This is a genomic window from Pseudoalteromonas sp. H103, from assembly GCF_001469205.1.
Classification (GTDB): domain Bacteria; phylum Pseudomonadota; class Gammaproteobacteria; order Enterobacterales; family Alteromonadaceae; genus Pseudoalteromonas; species Pseudoalteromonas carrageenovora.
This window is the reverse complement of sequence record NZ_LOFG01000018.1, coordinates 108,021-125,754: the sequence shown is the minus strand read 5'-3', so window position 1 is coordinate 125,754 and position 17,734 is coordinate 108,021. Positions and strand designations below refer to the sequence as shown.

General features: G+C 36.2%; 12 protein-coding genes and 1 riboswitch. Of the genes, 6 read left to right on the top strand and 6 right to left on the bottom strand.

Annotated elements, in window-relative coordinates; all coding sequences use genetic code 11:
• Positions 1-184: 184 nt before the first annotated feature.
• Complete coding sequence (locus ATS74_RS16175) at positions 185-4,684, bottom strand: EAL domain-containing protein (RefSeq protein ID WP_201023035.1); 4,500 nt, start codon at positions 4,682-4,684, stop codon at positions 185-187.
• A 174-nt stretch (positions 4,685-4,858) separates the two neighbouring features.
• Here ATS74_RS16175 and ATS74_RS16170 point away from each other — a divergent pair, with 174 nt between their 5' ends.
• From ATS74_RS16170 to ATS74_RS16160, 3 genes are all read left to right on the top strand, one after another.
• Positions 4,859-5,413, top strand: coding sequence for an isochorismatase family protein (locus ATS74_RS16170; RefSeq protein WP_058549899.1), 555 nt, complete (start codon positions 4,859-4,861; stop codon positions 5,411-5,413).
• 150 nt (positions 5,414-5,563) lie between these two features.
• Positions 5,564-7,030, top strand: coding sequence for a methyl-accepting chemotaxis protein (locus ATS74_RS16165; protein WP_058549898.1), 1,467 nt, complete (start codon positions 5,564-5,566; stop codon positions 7,028-7,030).
• Positions 7,014-7,544 (top strand): DUF6436 domain-containing protein, encoded by a 531-nt coding sequence (locus tag ATS74_RS16160; RefSeq protein ID WP_058549897.1) that lies wholly within the window; start codon positions 7,014-7,016, stop codon positions 7,542-7,544. Before ATS74_RS16165 ends, ATS74_RS16160 begins: the two co-directional genes overlap by 17 nt.
• Before the next feature lie 98 nt (positions 7,545-7,642).
• On the opposite strand, the gene ATS74_RS16155 is transcribed toward ATS74_RS16160, so the two are convergent.
• Positions 7,643-8,200, bottom strand: a complete 558-nt coding sequence (locus tag ATS74_RS16155; RefSeq protein ID WP_058549896.1) for a TMEM165/GDT1 family protein — start codon at positions 8,198-8,200, stop codon at positions 7,643-7,645.
• Between the two features lie 84 nt (positions 8,201-8,284).
• Positions 8,285-8,387: riboswitch (yybP-ykoY riboswitch) on the bottom strand.
• A gap of 155 nt (positions 8,388-8,542) precedes the next feature.
• Here ATS74_RS16155 and ATS74_RS16150 point away from each other — a divergent pair.
• Positions 8,543-8,737: a (2Fe-2S)-binding protein gene (locus ATS74_RS16150; RefSeq protein WP_058404608.1), complete on the top strand. Its 195-nt coding sequence runs from the start codon at positions 8,543-8,545 to the stop codon at positions 8,735-8,737.
• Positions 8,738-8,805: 68 nt separating this feature from the next.
• Here the strand turns inward: ATS74_RS16150 and bfr (ATS74_RS16145) are convergent, their stop codons facing one another.
• From bfr (ATS74_RS16145) to ATS74_RS16130, 4 genes are all read right to left on the bottom strand, one after another.
• Positions 8,806-9,270, bottom strand: coding sequence for a bacterioferritin (gene bfr, locus ATS74_RS16145; RefSeq protein WP_058549895.1), 465 nt, complete (start codon positions 9,268-9,270; stop codon positions 8,806-8,808).
• A 12-nt stretch (positions 9,271-9,282) separates the two neighbouring features.
• Complete coding sequence (bfr, locus tag ATS74_RS16140; RefSeq protein ID WP_058549894.1) at positions 9,283-9,753, bottom strand: bacterioferritin; 471 nt, start codon at positions 9,751-9,753, stop codon at positions 9,283-9,285.
• A 153-nt stretch (positions 9,754-9,906) separates the two neighbouring features.
• Entirely contained in the window at positions 9,907-10,977 is a 1,071-nt protein-coding gene (locus ATS74_RS16135) for a PepSY-associated TM helix domain-containing protein (RefSeq protein WP_058549893.1), read from the bottom strand.
• An 82-nt stretch (positions 10,978-11,059) separates the two neighbouring features.
• Positions 11,060-11,938, bottom strand: a complete 879-nt coding sequence (locus ATS74_RS16130) for a cation diffusion facilitator family transporter (RefSeq protein ID WP_058549892.1) — start codon at positions 11,936-11,938, stop codon at positions 11,060-11,062.
• Between the two features lie 542 nt (positions 11,939-12,480).
• Between ATS74_RS16130 and ATS74_RS16125 the strand changes: the two genes are divergently transcribed.
• On the top strand, positions 12,481-17,235 hold the full coding sequence (locus ATS74_RS16125) for a PAS domain-containing protein (protein ID WP_058549891.1): 4,755 nt from the start codon (positions 12,481-12,483) through the stop codon (positions 17,233-17,235).
• A gap of 12 nt (positions 17,236-17,247) precedes the next feature.
• The gene (locus ATS74_RS16120) at positions 17,248-17,730 is read left to right on the top strand and encodes a GNAT family N-acetyltransferase (RefSeq protein ID WP_058549890.1); all 483 of its coding nucleotides are present in this window, start codon (positions 17,248-17,250) and stop codon (positions 17,728-17,730) included.
• The last annotated feature ends 4 nt before the right edge of the window (positions 17,731-17,734 follow it).

Sequence of the window (17,734 nt, the reverse complement as noted above, 5' to 3'; positions counted from 1 at the left end):
CAATTTAACGAATTAAATTGCGCTATAACGTCGTTAAAAATTTTTTATTTAGAACAACTAGATACAAAAATTTTTGCCTAGTTCTAGCGTAATTTTCTTAACATTAAATAGACCTCATATATAGGCAGATTGGTATTAGTATTTTATACGCAGCTCTAAAGCTTATTTAACCGCTAAAACTTACTTAAAGTAAATTTGTAATCTCTTCAAAGGTTTTGCCATTACATAAATCTTGTGCTGTCATTGGTTTGGCGAAGTAATAACCTTGTAATACGTGACAGCCTAAAGCAGAAAGAAATATAATTTGTTCATGAGTTTCTACCCCTTCTGCAATACAATACAAGCCAAGGTTATCAGCTAAAGAATAGATTGTTTTAATTATTGATTCGTTATTTTTATCAAGGCCTATGCTTTGTACAAAGCTTTGATCAATTTTAATAACATTAATCGGAAACTGGCTTAAATAGGTCAGTGATGAATAGCCCGTTCCAAAGTCATCAAGTAATAATTTAAATCCTGCTGTTTTTAGTTTGTGTAATTGTTTTGACGCTTTTTGTTTATCTTCTAGGAGCGTGCTTTCGGTTATTTCAAGGCGTAATTGCTTTGGATTTATATTGTGAGCACTTAAAATAGCCACTAAGCGACTCGCTATATGTATTTTTAAAATATGCTTAGGTGATAAGTTCAGAGATATATAAAACAGTGGGTTATTATTAAGTAAAGGAGCTAAATCAGTTAAAGCACGCTTTAATGCTTGCTCGGTTAACTTTTCGATTAACCCAGTCTCTTCAGCTACGGGTATAAACACAGCCGGAGAGATAAATTGTCCTTTATTCTCCCAGCGCATAAGTAATTCAACTCCATTTATTGTTTTAGCGTGTAAATCAACAATGGGTTGGTAATGATTAAATAGCAGATTTTCCTTTGTTGCATCTTTTAAGTCGTTTTCTAGGATGAGCTTTTGTTTGATTTGCTCGTTCATCTTTTCATTAAAAAACTTAAACCCATTACGGCCAGCTTGTTTAGCTTGCATCATCGCAACGTCGGCATTTCGGATCAGAGTATCAGTAGAGTTTGCGTCATTAGGATAAAGTGCAACACCTATACTTGCAGATATATTAATCGAAAAATCTTCAATGCTAACTTTATTAGCAAGCTCATGGCTTATTGTTTTTACTGTATTGTTGAGTGACTCTATCGAATCAATATTTTCAATTAATACTAAAAATTCATCCCCACTTTGTCGTCCAAGTGCTGCGTTGTCACCAAGCATTGCACTCACGCGTCGTGTTATATCACACAATAATTTATCGCCAACTGCATGGCCAAATGAGTCGTTTACGGGTTTAAACTTATCTAAATCTATGAACAAAAGAGCGCATTGATTATTACTTTTTTGTACTTTAACAATTGCTTGCTCAATATTTTTATACATCAAACTACGATTCGGTAAGCGCGTTAAAGGGTCAAAGTTTGCTAAATAACGAAGCTCTGTTTCAGCGCGTTTTTGCTCTGTTAAATCTGATATAACAACCACGTAATAACTTACAGTGTTGCTTTCTTTTGCTACTGCAGTAACGCTTAAGTGAACTGGGTGCTGGGAGTTTTTTGCGGTTTTTATATTTGTATTTGTACGCCAGTTTTGTTTTGCTTTTAAAGCTTTAAAGTTAGCTGCAAATTCTCTGCATTTAGCTTTTCCAATCGCATTAATTATAAGTTTTAGGCTTAGTTTTGTTGAATGGTGTTCGTTCGAAAAAGTGTCTATAAAGCTATTATTAGCAGAAAATGGCATCAGTCGATCATCCAAAATTAACAGCCAATCGGTAATTTGGCTAAATGCCTCGCCTAAAATATTTGCTTGTTGCTCATTAGCACGTTGCTCAGTAATATTTGTATAAATGCCTGAAACATACTGTGCTTCACTCGTGTGTTCCTTATACATAATTTGACCGAGGTCTTGATACCAAAGCCAGTGACCCTCTTTATGCTTTAAGCGGTAGGTAGATTGCCAATGTTGCTGTTTATTTTGTTTAATATAGGCGTACCATTGAGCTTCAACTCTTCGTCTATCATCAGGGTGAATAAGTAAAAAATAACGTTCTATGCTTAGTCGTTCAGGTAAATTAAAGTAGCCTAATTCTGAGCCTCTTTGCGTGTTAACCGTGTGATCACTAAAACGATAATTCCATACGCCACTTTTGTTGTTTTTAAGCGCGAGCTCAGTTTGTTTTTGTGAATGAATAGTTTCTCTTTGTGCGCTTTCTATTGCTACTTGGCGGTTTCTGTACTGCCAAAATAATAAAAAGAATATTAAGAATATTCCTATAAGGTATAGCGCATAAGCAAGAGGCGACTGCCACGGTGCGTAGGCAACACTAAAGTTAAGTGACCGTTGCTCGCCAATACTTGTATCATTTTGATTTACAACGGAAACCGTTAATGAGTAATCGCCAGGCTGTAATTTCGTAAAAAACACCTGATTTGTTTTTAATTCGTCATAAATGAGTGGATTTGCACCTGAAAGAACTACTTTATAGCGTGTGCTTTCTTTATTTATGTAGTCAAAGTTTGAAAATTTCACAGTTAAACCCACATCGTCGTAAGCAAGTTTTAGAGGCTTGTATTTATACTTATTTGGATAGTACGTTAGGTTTTTGGAAAGTAAGTTGATATCAGTAATTTCTAAGTTAGTATGCGTTGATTGATCTGTGGAGTTAAAATCAGTCGGATCGAACTGTAATATGCCATGATAACTGCCAAAAGCTATGTGCTTGTTATTTAAAATAACACCGGAAATAGCACTAAATTTATTATTATTGAGTCCATCTTTTACGGTGTAACTTGTTATATTTTGGGTATCTAAATTTAGCTGATATAAGCCATTTTCACTGCTCGCCCATAAATTACGATTATTGTCTGCGAGCAACATATAAATTGAGTTGGTTTCTAGCGCATTTTTAATGTTAAAAGTGTGCTTTCGTTCATAAGTTTTAGTATCAAGGGCAATAAGGCCTTCTTGCGTTGTAGCAAGCCATAGTAAATTGCGTTTAGTGTCTAAATAAAAGTTTTCTACAGTATTAAATAGGTTGTTATTTTTATTATTTGATTGAAATATCGTCGTTAACGTTTCAGTTTTTTCGTGGTATCTATAAAGTTTATTTTTAGTGCTTAAAATTAGCTCCTCTGGGTAGGCGTTTAAAGGTGCATGAAAAGTGTAAGCATCTATTGGTTTTGTTTTCTCTTTTAGGCCTCTTATAGGCCTATTTTCACCTATTTTACCATTGTAAATGTAAAACCCACTGTTAGAAATATATGCAAAAGTGTCTGGTGCTATTTGAGCAAAACCAAATAAATTTGTATTGATTAGATCACTAGTTATTAGCTCATGGCCAGATTCTTTCTCTCCAGTAACCTTGTTAAATAACTCTAAGCCATGGTAACGCGCTAACCACAAATATTGCCCCCCCTTAATATTCGCAGGGAAAATATCAAATACGGCATATTCACCATAAACTGCTTTACTGTCTGTAGATTCTAAAAAGGTTTTCACTTGTTGAGTATTTAAATTATATTTTGCAATTCCATTATCTGTACCTACCCAAAGTATATTTTCATCCTGAACAATTTTATTAATTATATTACTGTTAGGTAGAGTGATATTTTTAAAACGTTTTGTTTGTGTTGCCCACGTTAGAACACCTTGAGTACGTGAAGCAAGCCAGAGCAGACCCGATTTATCAATCATCACGTCGTTTATGGTGTTTTCTGTAATATTAAATTTGCTCTCATCAAAGCTTAAAATAAACTCGATATCTCCGGTGTGTCTAAAGTACTGAAATAGGCCACTTTGGGTAGCAATAAACTCTCCAGCGTCTGTTTTCGAGTAATCCCAAATATTATAATCTGCAACTAATGTATTTACTTGATCTGGGTTTATATTTTTATTTTTGTCGAAGGCTAAGAGATATAAACCTTCTACAGTACCAACCATTAAACCGAGCTCTGCATCAAGAGTTAAAAGTTTTATATTATTATTATCAGCAGTCACATTTTCATGTTTGTGAAGTGAAAGTGTTTGTAATTTTTTACTTTTAATATCAAGTGTGTAAATACCATTGTTAGTACCAACGTATAAGGTGTTTTTGTAAAAAGCTAGTGCTCTTATGTAATCGTCTTTATTGGTTAAAGCGGCAATTGGCGTTAATTTTTTAGTACTATGATTGTAGGTAAGTATTTGCTCATCAATGGCAAAGTATGATTGCTCATTAAGCTGTGCAACTGCCGAAATTGGTGAGTAGGTATTCGTTTTATCATCTAGTTGCCCAGAGTAAATTTTTTCTGTTTTGAGCGTATTGGGGTTTACTAAATAAGCGCCTGTAACATCGGTAGATACAATAATGTTTCCTGTAGAAGTTTCAAACAAGTCATATATGTATTGCTTATCAAGGTCGTAATCTCCGTCAAACGCGGTTACTTGATACCCGTCATAACGGTTTAAGCCTTGTGCAGTGGCAATCCATACAAATCCTATATCATCTTGTAATGAGCGTGTGACATAGCTTTGCGATAGTCCTTCATCGGTTGAAATTCGCTGTAATTGCTGAGCATAGTTTTGAGATGCGCTCGCACTTCCAATGCAAAATAAAACAACAATGATGATGATAAGAAAAACCATCTTACTCATATACACTAATAAACTCGCTTTAAAACAGGTAGTGGGGGGCTTAATTTATAATTAAATATAGCATGTTTTGAAATGTCGATTACAAAAAACATCTATAAATTAACTTATGTACCTCTTTTTAAAATATGAGCTAAGCTTTGTAACACAATAGCTTAAAGTATTTTAGGTAGTGATATGAGCAAAGTCATAAATGTACAATCAGCAAGTAGTTTGCTTTTAATTATAGATTTGCAAGTTAAGCTTGCTCCTTCAATATCAGGCTTTGATTCTATTTTAGAAAGTGTACTTAAACTCGCCAAAGTTAGTGACATTCTTAAAATACCTGCGTTAATTACAGAACAATATATAGTTGGTTTAGGTCAGAGCAGCGCTGCAATTAAGCATGCTTTACCCGATGCGTCATATTTTCACAAAACTTACTTTAGTGCTTGTGCAGAGCCTGGTTTTCTTGAACACATAAAAAGCTACGGTAAAAAGCAAATTATTGTGGTTGGTACTGAGGCTCATGTGTGCGTTTTACAAACCTGTTTAGATTTAATACAAAACGACTTTGAAGTGATTTTAGTGCATGATGCGGTTGGTTCACGAAATCCAGAACATAAAAAGTTGGCGTTAGAGCAGCTTAAACAAGCCGATGGGGTGATATCGTGTGCTGAAATTGTTATTTTCCAGTGGACAAAAAAAGCGGCTACATCTACGTTTAAACAAATACTACCTATTATTAAGTAGTCACAAAGTCTGATCTTTGTTAATTTTTAGTAAGTTATTTGTTTTTAATATGCTTGCTATGTTTTATTATTAGGGTTGGTGCTCAAATTTAGAGTTTATTACGTATAGGCTTTGATTTGTATAATAAACTTAAATTGTATTAAGGTATTTATGTCTAGTGTCGCTCGGTTATTTACTCTTATTTTTTCTCTTCTATTTGTTGAGTCTATAGGGATTGGCTTATATTTTGGTACGCTAACTCAAGCCTTTATTATTGGATTACCACTAAGTTTGTTACCAATATGGCTACTTAAAACACAGCCAAGTAGCGCCATCACAGCCCATGTTGTAGCTGGTGCGATCATGATGTTTTCTTTTTTACACATACAGCAAGCGTATGGGTTGATAGAAATTCATTTTGAGATATTTATACTAATGGCAATGTTGATCATGTTTGTAAAGTGGCAGGTATTTATAACGGCCATTGTATTTGTTGCTATTCATCATTTGTCTTTTTACTACCTGCAGACCCAAAATACCGGATTTTATGTTTTTGACCCTGACAGATTAGCATTTACTACTGTGCTTATTCATGCCGGCTATGCTGTCGTTGAAGTATTAGTAGCAGGTTATATAGCAATAACATTACAGCGAGAGCGACGTGCAGGTTTGTCATTAAGCTTTGCAACAGAGCAAATAATGAAAGATCCTGAAAATATCAAGCTATCGCTGCGCGCAGATGATACTAATAGTAAGGCTGTGGCTGGATTTAATACATTACTAGATTACATTGCTGATGTTATTAAACAGGTCCAAACTCAGTCATTATCATTGCAAAACAACTCACAAGAGCTAATTCAAGTGCATGATCAGCTAGCTGATGGCGCAACACAGCGAACGCAGCAAACAGACGACATAGCAAACTCAGGTGCACAAGTGGCCCATGGCTTTAAGTTGGTTGAAGAGGAAAGTGAGGTATTAAAAAATCAGGTCGATCATATCACTCAGGCCGCAGGTAATGCTTTAAAAGAAGTGCTACAAACTGATGCTAAAAGTCGAGAGTTATTAACGCTACTTAATCACACCGAAGAGCAAATAAACCATTTAGTCGCGGCGGGTGACGTTATTTCAAGTTTGTTAAATGAGATATCAGGTATTGCAGAGCAAACGAACCTCCTTGCTTTGAATGCTGCAATTGAGGCTGCTCGAGCTGGGGAGCATGGGCGCGGCTTTGCTGTTGTAGCAGATGAAGTAAGATCGCTTGCAAACCATAGTAAGGCCACCACCGATAAAATAAGCTTAACGTTAAAAGATTTAGTAAGTAATAGTAAAACCTCGACTCAATCAATGAGCCAATGTGTTAGTTTTGTTGTTGATTTAACAGATATTAGTGCAGCAATGAAAGAAAATATATCGGCTATGAGTGCACAAATAGAGGCCGTTTCTGCAAGTTCAGACTCTGTTGCACAGGTTGTTGCAGAGCAAGCAGGTAATACTGAATTAATAGCAAGTAGTACTGATAATATGCGCCAAAACCAATATCAAGATACGCAAATAGTGCAGCAGTTAACTGCTAAGGTGCAACTTATTGATGTAAGCATTGATGTGTTAGAGCAAAGTATTGCTAAATTCAAATAAATCTCAGTTGGTCAATTATGTTTTGATAGCAGCTTGGTTTGTTAGCATAGTGATTGGGCTAGTATACTTTCAAATGACGCAGCTTACTGATTTTGATACTAATAAGTTGTTAAATGAACCACAGTGGTTTTATAAATTTAAACAACAAATTAAATATGAAAATAACCAGCATGCTTCTTTAGTAATTGTAACAGACCCTAATTGTGGTTGTACTCTTCAGGCTAAAACGCACTTGAAGCAATTAACTGATTTTTCGAACCAAAAGGGTGTACAGGTAATAAACCTTGAGCAATCGAAATCTTTACAAGCGGTAATCCCCTCCACACCCGCAGCGGTTGTTTTAGATAAAAAAGGAGAGTTTGTATATGCGGGGCCTATTTCTGAAGGGCTTGGTTGTGCTCAGGGCAGCGGTTTTGTTGAAACTGTAATTACTAATTTAATGGCTGGGTTTAATAACGAGCTATTACTTAACAATACTAAGGGTTGTTACTGTACAACTTCAAATCAAGCATAATAGAGCAACTAGCTAGTTGCTCTATTATTCATAAATAACGCAGTTAGCGCTGAAAATAGCTGCTAGAGATAGGTTTATTATCCAGGGTTCAGGCTAAGTTAGTAAGTCATTAATCCATACACGCCTAATAGAACAAACACACTGGCAGCAATAAACCTTACACTATTAAGCGATATTCGCTTTAACAATGCATTACCTGCGTAAATTACAGGGATATTAGCGATTAGCATTCCTAATGTTGTACCAATAGTTACCCAAAATACGTCTTGATATTGGGCACCGAGTAATACTGTGGCAACTTGTGTTTTATCACCTATTTCAGCGATAAAAAATAATACAAAAGACACTAAAAATGCGCCATATTTATCATATCGATGGCTAACATCTTCATCCTTATCTGGAATTAGCAGCCATATGCCAACTGCAATTATGCTTAAATTAACGATTATTGGTAAATAGGAGAGAGTAATACTTTCACTTATCCAGCCCCCAAGCCAAGCAGATAGGCCATGGTTAATAAGTGTGGCGGCTAAAACACCTAGAGCCAGGGCTGCTTTATTACGAAAGCGTACGGCAAGTAATAGTGATAAAAGCTGAGTTTTATCGCCAATTTCGGCAAGCGTGACGGTGACGGTTGAGGTAAAAAAAACTTCCATTAAAAAATACTTATAGGCGGGAGTGCTAAACCAAGGTAAACACGTATCTCCCGCCATGAGGATAGTGCCTACCTAGGTCTCGCCGATAATGCTTGCTACAACATTACAAACTTACCATGCACATGAGGTGCAATTATGTTGATAAGTTTACTCATTACTGAGCGGGCTACTCCCCTAAGAGGTGGACATTATTCCATAACTTGATTTTTAGGTAAATATAGTAAAAAGAACAAAGGCTATTATTTAATAAATAATGTGTATTTTTAGTGAGGAAGCTATTGATAACAATTGTCGTTTAGATTAGTATGCATCCATTGAATGTAATTAACATGGTTTGTATTGATGTATATTTGTCTTTGTCACGGTGTGACTGATAAAAAAATTGAGCAAACAATTGACGATGGTGCAACGACCATGCGTGAATTAACTAAAGAGCTTAAAGTGGGCAGCCAATGCGGTAAGTGTTGTGGTTGTACTAAAAAGATCCTTAATCGTAAACTTATCGAAATTGCAGATATTACCGATCAAGTTGCGTAATTACATTTTAAAAAATTCATAAAAAAAGCAGCTTTATTAAGCTGCTTTTTTTGTGGCTGAATCATTGTTTACAGTTGAGACTGTAAGTAATTTTCAAGCCCTGTATTTTTAATAAGTAATTGCTGTGTTTCTAGCCAGTCAATTTGCTCTTCTTGTTCGTTTAAAATGTGATCGAGCGCTTCTCGGCTAATATAATCTTGTTTACTTTCAGCTAATTTAACTGCACTTCTCAGTTCGTCGATTGTATCAAGCTCAAAGCTCATATTAGCTGCAATCATTTCTTCGCTGTTTTCACCAATACGTAATCGGCCTAAGTCTTGAAGATTTGGCAGCCCTTCTAAAAATAAAATGCGTTCGATTAATCTATCTGCATTTTTCATTTTTTGAATTGATACTTTGTAGTCTGCTTTGTCTAGTTGAGTGAAGCCAAAATCTTTAAACATGCGTGCATGTAAAAAATATTGGTTAATACCTACAAGCTCATTAGCTAGCACTTTATTTAGTGCTGTAATAACGTCTTTATCGCCTTTCATAATATGCTCCCGCTAGCCTAGTTGTGCTTGGTGGTAATTTGGAGCGCCGATTTTGTCAATTAAGCCAATTTGTTGCTCTAACCAATAAACGTGATCTTCTTCGGTATCAAATAATAGCTTTTCTAAAATGCTACGAGATTGGTAATCTTGTTGCTCTTCGCATATTGCGATTACATCTTTAACACAAGCAACTACCTCAAGCTCAAGTGTTAAATCGTTTTGCATCATGCTTTTTACGTCATTACCAATAAGTAAATCACGGCGTTTGGTCATATTTGGTACGCCTTCTAAAAATAAAATGCGTTTGATAAGCCAATCTGCGTGATCTTTTTCTTCTTCCATTTCGTGGTTAAGGCGCTCGTATAGCTTGTTTAAGCCCCAGTCATCATACATGCGTGAGTGTATAAAATACTGATCGATTGCCGCTAACTCGTTAGCTAACAATGTGTTAAATGCATCGATTACTTTTTGATTACCTTTCATGATAAATCGCCTTAACTATTTCAATTGTATGCAGTGTAGTATAAATTGCTTTCATTGCAAGTTTTTCTTTAAAAATCATTGGTTTACTATTGGTTTTGATTCTTATTTAAGTTTGCGTTATTGCTTGGTTTGTGGATAGTTTTTTATTTGTATTTAGATCCACTTATGTCTTTTTGCCCAAAAATAAAAGCCACTTATAATAAAAAACGCCAGTGATAATGCTATTAGTAACCATAAAAATTGTACTATCGGCCCAGCAAAACCGCCTATATGAAATTTGTATTTAAAGTTCCATGCTTGGGTTGTAAAGTTAGTTTCACTGGCATCAAACGAATCTAATACCTCCCCAGTAAAAGGGTTTGCCCATACCCAGCTATATGCATGGCTTTCGCCAGGGTTTTTAACTCTCAGTGCGAGTGCATCATTTGTTTTTTTAGGTAGATACACCCTATATAATTGAGCATTTGGAAAGGTACCTTGGGCATTTTTAATTGCTTCATTATAATTTGCAACACCTTGTAATGGGAGGCTTATTTTAGGTGCAGAGGGCCTGCTTTGAACTTTATTGAATGTCATAAACTCCAATACGGATTGAGTTTGTGTTTTCCAATTAAACGCCATTCCTGTAAACGCTATAAGTATTAGCGGTATAAAAAAATAGACTCCTAATACAGTGTGTAGTTGATACATTAACACTCTAAATTTAGCTTTAGGTTTTATGGCCAAGCGTTTAACTCTGTTTTTGGGTTTTACCCAAATATAAAAGCCGAGTATTACGTTTACTAAAAGCATTAAAGCACATACAGACATCCAGTTCTTGAAGGGCTTGTTCCCATCACTGTCTTCAAACAATAACCAGCGATGTAAGCCTAAAGTAAAACCATAAAGCGTATCGCTACTTTCGTAGCTGTGCAGCACTTGTCCCGAGTAAGGGTTTACACTCACGTAATGTCTATTTGCTAACCTAAATTGCCACGCGAGTGTTTTATCAGCCTCGGGCATAAAAAAGTTTATTTTTTGCTGTGTATGGCTTTGCACATATTCGATTAGTTTTTGGTTGCTTAATGTTTTTTCCTGAGGGGTAACTTGCCATTTATCTGGTTGAATAAAATGCTGTATATCTTTAGCGTAAATTAATACTGCACCCGTTAAACTTACTATTAATAAAAACAATCCGCTAATTAGGGCTAAACCTAAATGGATTCTGCGTAACCAAAGTTTCAAAAAGTGTATCTCAATGTTGAGCTAATACACTTATTGTAAATGATAATACGAGCAGTTTTCAATTAAATACCGCTCTAGTGTTTCATGCTTCGCTATTAATTGTATAAGGTTGGTTTTCGATTATGCAGTTTTCAATGTTAAAGTTGTCATGCATAAAACGTTTCACGTCAGTAAGTTTAACTCTAGTTTTTGTGCTAATTACTAGCTCACAGTGACTTTGAGTATCATCAAGTAGCCACACTTTTATACTTACTACAGACTCAATATTAAATTCTTTTTTAATAGCGCGAGTTAGCGCATCTGTATCTAAGTTGCTAGGTGCTGCTTGCATTAAAATTTTACAACTTTCTTTTAATAATAAAACGCCGTGGTAAATCACATAGATTGAAATAAGTACCGTGGCTATCAAGTCTACAATATACCAATCAAATAAAATAATGAGCGTACCAGCAATCATCACTACAATAGACGCCATAGCGTCAGAAACGTTATGAATAAATGCAGCTCTAATATTCATATTGTGGTTTGCGCCTGCTTTATAGGTTAGTAATGCCGTAGCTATATCTACAATAAGCGCAATTGCAGCAACCCAAACTACTACCCAGCCATTAATAGGTTGCGGGTTTATGTAATTTGCTATTGCCTCAAAAATTAAATACACACCTATAACTATTAACGTGCTGCTATTAAAAAGTGTGGCGAGTATTTCGGCGCGTTTATAACCAAAATGATGAGTTGAACTTGCAGGTTTAGCACCGATTTTACGAGCGACTAGCGCAATGAATATAGCCCCAGCATCACTTAGATTGTGAAGTGCATCTGCTATTAAGGACAAGCTACCCGAAAACATGCCACCAATAATTTGCACTACACTCAGCAATACATTAATTAAAATAGCGATAAAAAGCTGCTTGTTACTTTGGTTATCATCTACATGGCTATGTGCGTGATTGTGTCCCATAGGGCCTCTTTTTTATGTGCAGACTAATATTAGGGCGTGTTGACCTTTGTGGATTGAAATTTGTTCAATCTAGGGGCGATTAAATCGCGGCGCGAGGTTTGTAACCTAGTGGGCTAAGTAAAAACCGAGCAAAGCTTCCGCGTCCTGCTCACGCCCCTTACCTACATCCATGTAGGCAACAAAGAGTTTATCGTCCCTAGAAAGAACCCAAAGGGCAGCGCATGTTTGGCATTTATGCTGCGTTATCGCCTATTTATGGGGAACAACCACACGACATAGGCTCTGTCTTGCCTAAAAACCAAACATACAGCTGCAAAATTAATCACGAAAGGTCAACACGCCCTAATACCATGCGTATTTTTACATTGTAAGTAAAGTGAATTAACACCATGGGACTAATGATAGTGCATACATATTCAAAATTTAACAAAGCATGCTAAATACTGATTTTTTATAGGGTTTAATGCCAAATACTTGCGAGTTTAGTGATTTAGTGCATTAATGTAAGTAATATAAAATGATTAAAGTTGCTGAGTGAAAGCATGGATAAAGGTTCAAACTTTAGTATGATGTCAGGGAAAGGCCAGTCAATTCGAAGTAAACTAATTATAACCTTTATAATTATTGCTTTAGCTCCACTTTGTTTACTGACGTGGTTTAGCTTTAGTCATGTTAATAGCACGCTTAAACAAAATTTAGATAACGAACTCAGTGAGTTAAGTGATATTGGTAAGCAATTTGCTAATATTTGGTTTACTGATCACATTAAAGATTTATATTTGCTAAAAGCTCAACTCGCGACAGCTCCTTTACAAAAGCAAAACTTAATAGATAAATTTGAGAAGCAGTACGATTTTGTCAATCACGTTGAACTAGTTGATGCTAGCCTTGGAGATACGCAGCCTACCTCTGATTTTTTTAGCTCATTAGAAAAACAAAGTGTTGATAACATTTTTAAACGTGTGTCTGTATCGAGCAAGATACAGTTTCACACGATGGGTCTTTCTAAAAAAGCGATTCACTTAGTTGCAATCCCCATCTTAAACTCTAATCAACAATTAGATGCTATTTTACTGGCAGATGTAAATTTAGCAGGCTTATTAAATAACCTAAATAAAATACATGCAGAAAATAAAGACATAACATTTTACGTTATGCACCATAATAAATTACAGCAACTTATTGAAGGCCCAGATAATTCCCTATTTCTTTTTCAAAATAACTCTGTGCTAGATCGAGTTTTTTCTTACAAAAATACTAATAACGAAACTCTCTATGCCTATAAAAGTAATTTAAATTTTTTAAATGAAGATGGTTGGCAATTATTGGTATCTAAGCCTGTAAGAGTAGCGCTTCAGGGGGCTGATAATTATAAACAGTTAGCACTATTAACTAATGCAGCTGCGTTGATATTAATACTTATTTCATCTTTGTGGTTTGGGCGCAGGCTATCTAGGCCATTAATTAATCTTGCTAAAACAGTAGAAAATATTACTCAAGGTGGCACAGGTAAGGTTGCGATCCTTAATGACAGTAAAGAGTTCAATCAACTTTCATCAGATTTAAATGAACTGGTAGAAGTAAAAGCAAAGCAACAAACTACCTTGCAAGAACAACGTACAGCCTTACAAGTTGCGCTAAAGCAGCTCGCAGAGCAAAAAAGTGCGCTAGATGAGCACGCTATTGTGGCGATAACGGATTTACATGGCACTATTACTTTTGTAAATAAAAAGTTTTGCGAGATCAGTGGCTACGATGAGCATGAGTTAATAGGTAAAAATCATCGCCTTTTAAATTCAGGTAAACACGACAAAGCATTTTTTAAAGAAATGTATCAAACCCTCAAACGTGGTGATGTATGGAACGGCCATATTTGTAATAAAGCAAAACATGGTGGAATTTATTGGGTAGATACCACCATTGCGCCATTTTTAGATGAGCATGGTAAGCCGCAAAGTTACATTGCTATTCGAACTGATTTAACAGCACTTAAACTGCAAGAGCTAGAGCTTGAGCAACATAAAACACAATTACAGCTTGTAATTGACTCAACCGCTGTGGGTATTTGGGATTGGTATGTTGATACAGGTAAAGTTACATTCAACAACAGATGGGCTGAAATTATCGGCTATCAGCTAAGTGAAATTGAGCCTTTCAGTATAAATACTTGGTATAAGTATGCTCACCCCGAAGACTTGATCATATCGGAACAAAAACTCAAAGAGCACTTTACCGGGCAAACAGATTACTATGTGCACCAAGCCCGTATGAAGCATAAAAATGGGCATTGGATTTGGGTGCTAGATACTGCAAAAGTGGTTGAGTGGAATAGTGATGGCTCACCAATGCGTATGATTGGTACTCATTTAGATATATCAGCTCAAAAAGCGACTGAACATGAGTTACAAGGGAGTCGAGACAGGTTTGCATCTTTAGTTGCTAATATACCTGGAATTATTTATCGCTGTAAGTTTGATGAGAAGTTAAGCACTCTTTATATGAGTGAGCAATCGATTGAAATAACAGGTTATTCACCTAATGAACTAATTCATAATGAATCTTTAGATTTTTATGACTTAATACATAAAGATGACGCACTAAAGGTAAAAAATGAAATTTTGCGCTGTGTAGGAGCTAAACAATCTTGGTCTATTGAGTACAGAGTAAATGCCCGTGATGGAAGCTTGCATTGGGTAAATGAAAAAGGCCAAGCAATTTACGCAGATGATGGCAGCGTTTTATATTTAGATGGTTTTATTTTAGATATTACACAGCGTTATAACACACAACTAGAAATAAAACGTCAGCAAAGCCTATTAGAATCAATGAGTAAACAAGGGCAAATTGGCGCCTGGGAAATGGACTTAGAAGCGCATACGCTTTATTGGTCTGACGAGGTTAAAGTTATTCATGATGTGCCTGAAGAGTTTGAACCGAATATTGATACTGCTATTGAGTTTTACAAACCAGGAGTGCATCAAGATACTATAAATACTCTGTTTGAATGTGCAGTGACGCTTGGAGAGAGTTGGAGTGTTGAGCTTATTATTTTAACTCATACAGGGCAAGAGCGCTGGGTTAAATCAATGGGGCAGGCAGAATTTAAAGACGATAAATGCGTACGAGTATTTGGCTCATTTCAAAGTATTGACGCTCATAAACGCTTAGAACTCGAAAGTGAAAAAGCCAACAGATACAACAAAAATTTAGCATCATTAACTGTTGCGCCAGAGGTGCAAAATAGTGAAGTGGCTCAAGTTAAAAAATTAGCCATTAAATCAATGTGTGAAGTATTAGATGTTGCACGCGCATCGATATGGATTTTTAACCCACAACGAAACGCAATGGCTTGTCATGGTCTATATATTCAAGGACAGGGGTTTGTTGATTCTGATGCTGTATTAACCGCTAAAGATTACCCATGCTATTATAATTCCATTTTTGAACATAATTTAGTGGCTATAGAAGATGTATATACGCATCCGGCAACCACTGACTTTACAGACTCATATACTAAGCCACTTAATATTAAGTCAATGTTAGACGCTGTAATTTCTAGCGGAGACGGAAACTTAGGGATTTTGTGCGCAGAAACCGTAGGTGAGCATCATCATTGGAGCCAAAGTGAGGAAACCTATCTTCGCTCTTTGGCGACGTTAGTGGGCAGTACGTTAGTATCTCAGCAACGTAAAGTTATAAGTGAAGAGCTAAAAGTCGCCCTTGTAAAAGCCGAAGAGGCAGCCGTTGCTAAGAGCGACTTTTTAGCCACTATGAGTCACGAAATTAGAACGCCTATGAATGGTGTACTGGGTATGCTTGAGTTGGTGGAGCTTGAGCCGCTATCAAAACCAATCGAAACTAAAGTTGGTATCGCTAAAAAAAGTGCTCACTCTTTATTAGGGGTCATTAACGATATACTTGATTTTTCAAAGGGTGAAGCAGGTAAAATTGAACTTGAAAAAATTAACTTTAATGGCCGTGATTTAATAGGTGAAGTTGCTGCGGCTCAAGCACTGTCAGCACAGGATAAAGGCATTGAGATCATTCTTGATTTAGTCTCGCTAGAGCCTTCACAGTTGTGCGGCGACCCTGGTCGTATTCGTCAAGTTGTAACTAATTTACTCAGCAATGCCGTTAAGTTTACCAGCCATGGAGAGGTGGTGGTTAGTGCAAAAGTTAATAAATTAGCGCAAGGTTTAGCGTTTGTTATTAGCGTGAAAGACTCTGGTATTGGAATTAGTGAGGAAAAACAGCAGCAATTATTTACACCTTTTTCTCAAGTTGATGCATCAACAACGCGTGAATATGGTGGCACAGGTTTAGGTCTTGCTATATGTAAACAGCTTTGTGAATTGATGGGGGGAGAGATTTCTCTTGTCAGTAAACAAGGAGAAGGGAGCGTATTTACAGCCACTTTTATGCTTACTCAAGGTGAGCAAAAAGAGCGCTATATACCTAATGTTAACATGGCTGAGTTAACGGTTTTAGTTGTTGATGACAATGAAACAAATCGTATTGTTATTTCTCAACAACTCCAGCATTGGGGTGCCAAAGTAGTCCTTGCTTCTAACGCTAAACAAGCATTGGATATGTGCGCGCAGCGATATAAAAATGACCAAGAAATGTACAATATAGCAGTGCTTGATATGCAAATGCCCGAAATGGACGGCATTGAGCTGTGTAAAGTATTAAAAGCGGATGAGCGCTACAAATCAATGCCACTTGTAATGATGACGAGTATTGCGGGTATGGAAGGTGCGCAGAAATATTCAGATGTTGGTTTTCAGGCATATTTTCCAAAGCCAGTAACAACGGCCGATTTAATTTCGGCGTTGTCTGTTATTACAAGTAACGAAGATGATGAAGTGCTGCCATTAGTTACACCAGGTTATATTTCTTCGCTTAAAAAAGTAGGAGAGCCTGCGCAAATATTATTAGTTGAAGATAACCCTATCAATCAACAGGTTTCTAAATTAATGCTTAAAAAGCTTAATTGCGAAGTGACTATTGCTGAAAATGGGCAATTAGCCATCGATATATTAAAAGCCCACGAGTCTGACTTTTTTAAAGTTGTTTTAATGGATTGCCAAATGCCTGTAATGGATGGATTTGCAGCCACCGCAGCTATTCGCAAAGGGTTGGCGACGATGAAACACAAAGATATTAAAATCATTGCGCTGACTGCTAATGCAATGGAGTCAGATAAAGAGCGCTGTATTAAAGCAGGAATGGATGATTACTTGAGTAAACCAATTCAATTAGATATTTTAAAAGATAAATTAGAGCAGTATATTTAGGATTAAAAATAAATGAAACAGCCCGTTATTATTCGTGACGCGAAGCCAAGTGACGCGAAAACTATTTTGCATTTTATTACTGAGCTTGCCATATACGAAAAAGAGCCAGATGCTGTAAAAACAGATGAACAAGCCATTATAGATACTTTATTTAGTGAAGGTGCTACCGCTCATAGTATTATTTGTTTACAAGATGATGAACCCATTGGTTTTGCTGTGTATTTTTACAACTATTCTACGTGGCTTGGTAAAAACGGTTTATACCTAGAGGATTTATACGTAAGCCCAGATAGTCGCGGTAATGGCGCAGGCAAAGCAATAATGAAACACCTTGCAAATAAAGCAATTAGTAATAACTGCGGTCGCTTTGAATGGGTGGTACTTGATTGGAATAAACCTGCAATAGACTTTTATGACAGTATTGGGGCTAAACCTCAAAATGAATGGATAATTTATAGGTTAACTGGGCAAGAGCTAATCGACTTTGCTAAGTAGTCTA

What these genes read in the sequence shown, in the direction of transcription:
- ATS74_RS16175 (WP_201023035.1), bottom strand. Translation starts at nt 4,684, where the DNA reads ATGAGTAAGATGGTTTTTCTTATCATCATCATTGTTGTTTTATTTTGC.
- ATS74_RS16170 (WP_058549899.1), top strand. Translation starts at nt 4,859, where the DNA reads ATGAGCAAAGTCATAAATGTACAATCAGCAAGTAGTTTGCTTTTAATT.
- ATS74_RS16165 (WP_058549898.1), top strand. Translation starts at nt 5,564, where the DNA reads ATGTCTAGTGTCGCTCGGTTATTTACTCTTATTTTTTCTCTTCTATTT.
- ATS74_RS16155 (WP_058549896.1), bottom strand. Translation starts at nt 8,200, where the DNA reads ATGGAAGTTTTTTTTACCTCAACCGTCACCGTCACGCTTGCCGAAATT.
- ATS74_RS16150 (WP_058404608.1), top strand. Translation starts at nt 8,543, where the DNA reads ATGTATATTTGTCTTTGTCACGGTGTGACTGATAAAAAAATTGAGCAA.
- bfr (WP_058549895.1), bottom strand. Translation starts at nt 9,270, where the DNA reads ATGAAAGGCGATAAAGACGTTATTACAGCACTAAATAAAGTGCTAGCT.
- bfr (WP_058549894.1), bottom strand. Translation starts at nt 9,753, where the DNA reads ATGAAAGGTAATCAAAAAGTAATCGATGCATTTAACACATTGTTAGCT.
- ATS74_RS16130 (WP_058549892.1), bottom strand. Translation starts at nt 11,938, where the DNA reads ATGGGACACAATCACGCACATAGCCATGTAGATGATAACCAAAGTAAC.
- ATS74_RS16125 (WP_058549891.1), top strand. Translation starts at nt 12,481, where the DNA reads ATGGATAAAGGTTCAAACTTTAGTATGATGTCAGGGAAAGGCCAGTCA.
- ATS74_RS16120 (WP_058549890.1), top strand. Translation starts at nt 17,248, where the DNA reads ATGAAACAGCCCGTTATTATTCGTGACGCGAAGCCAAGTGACGCGAAA.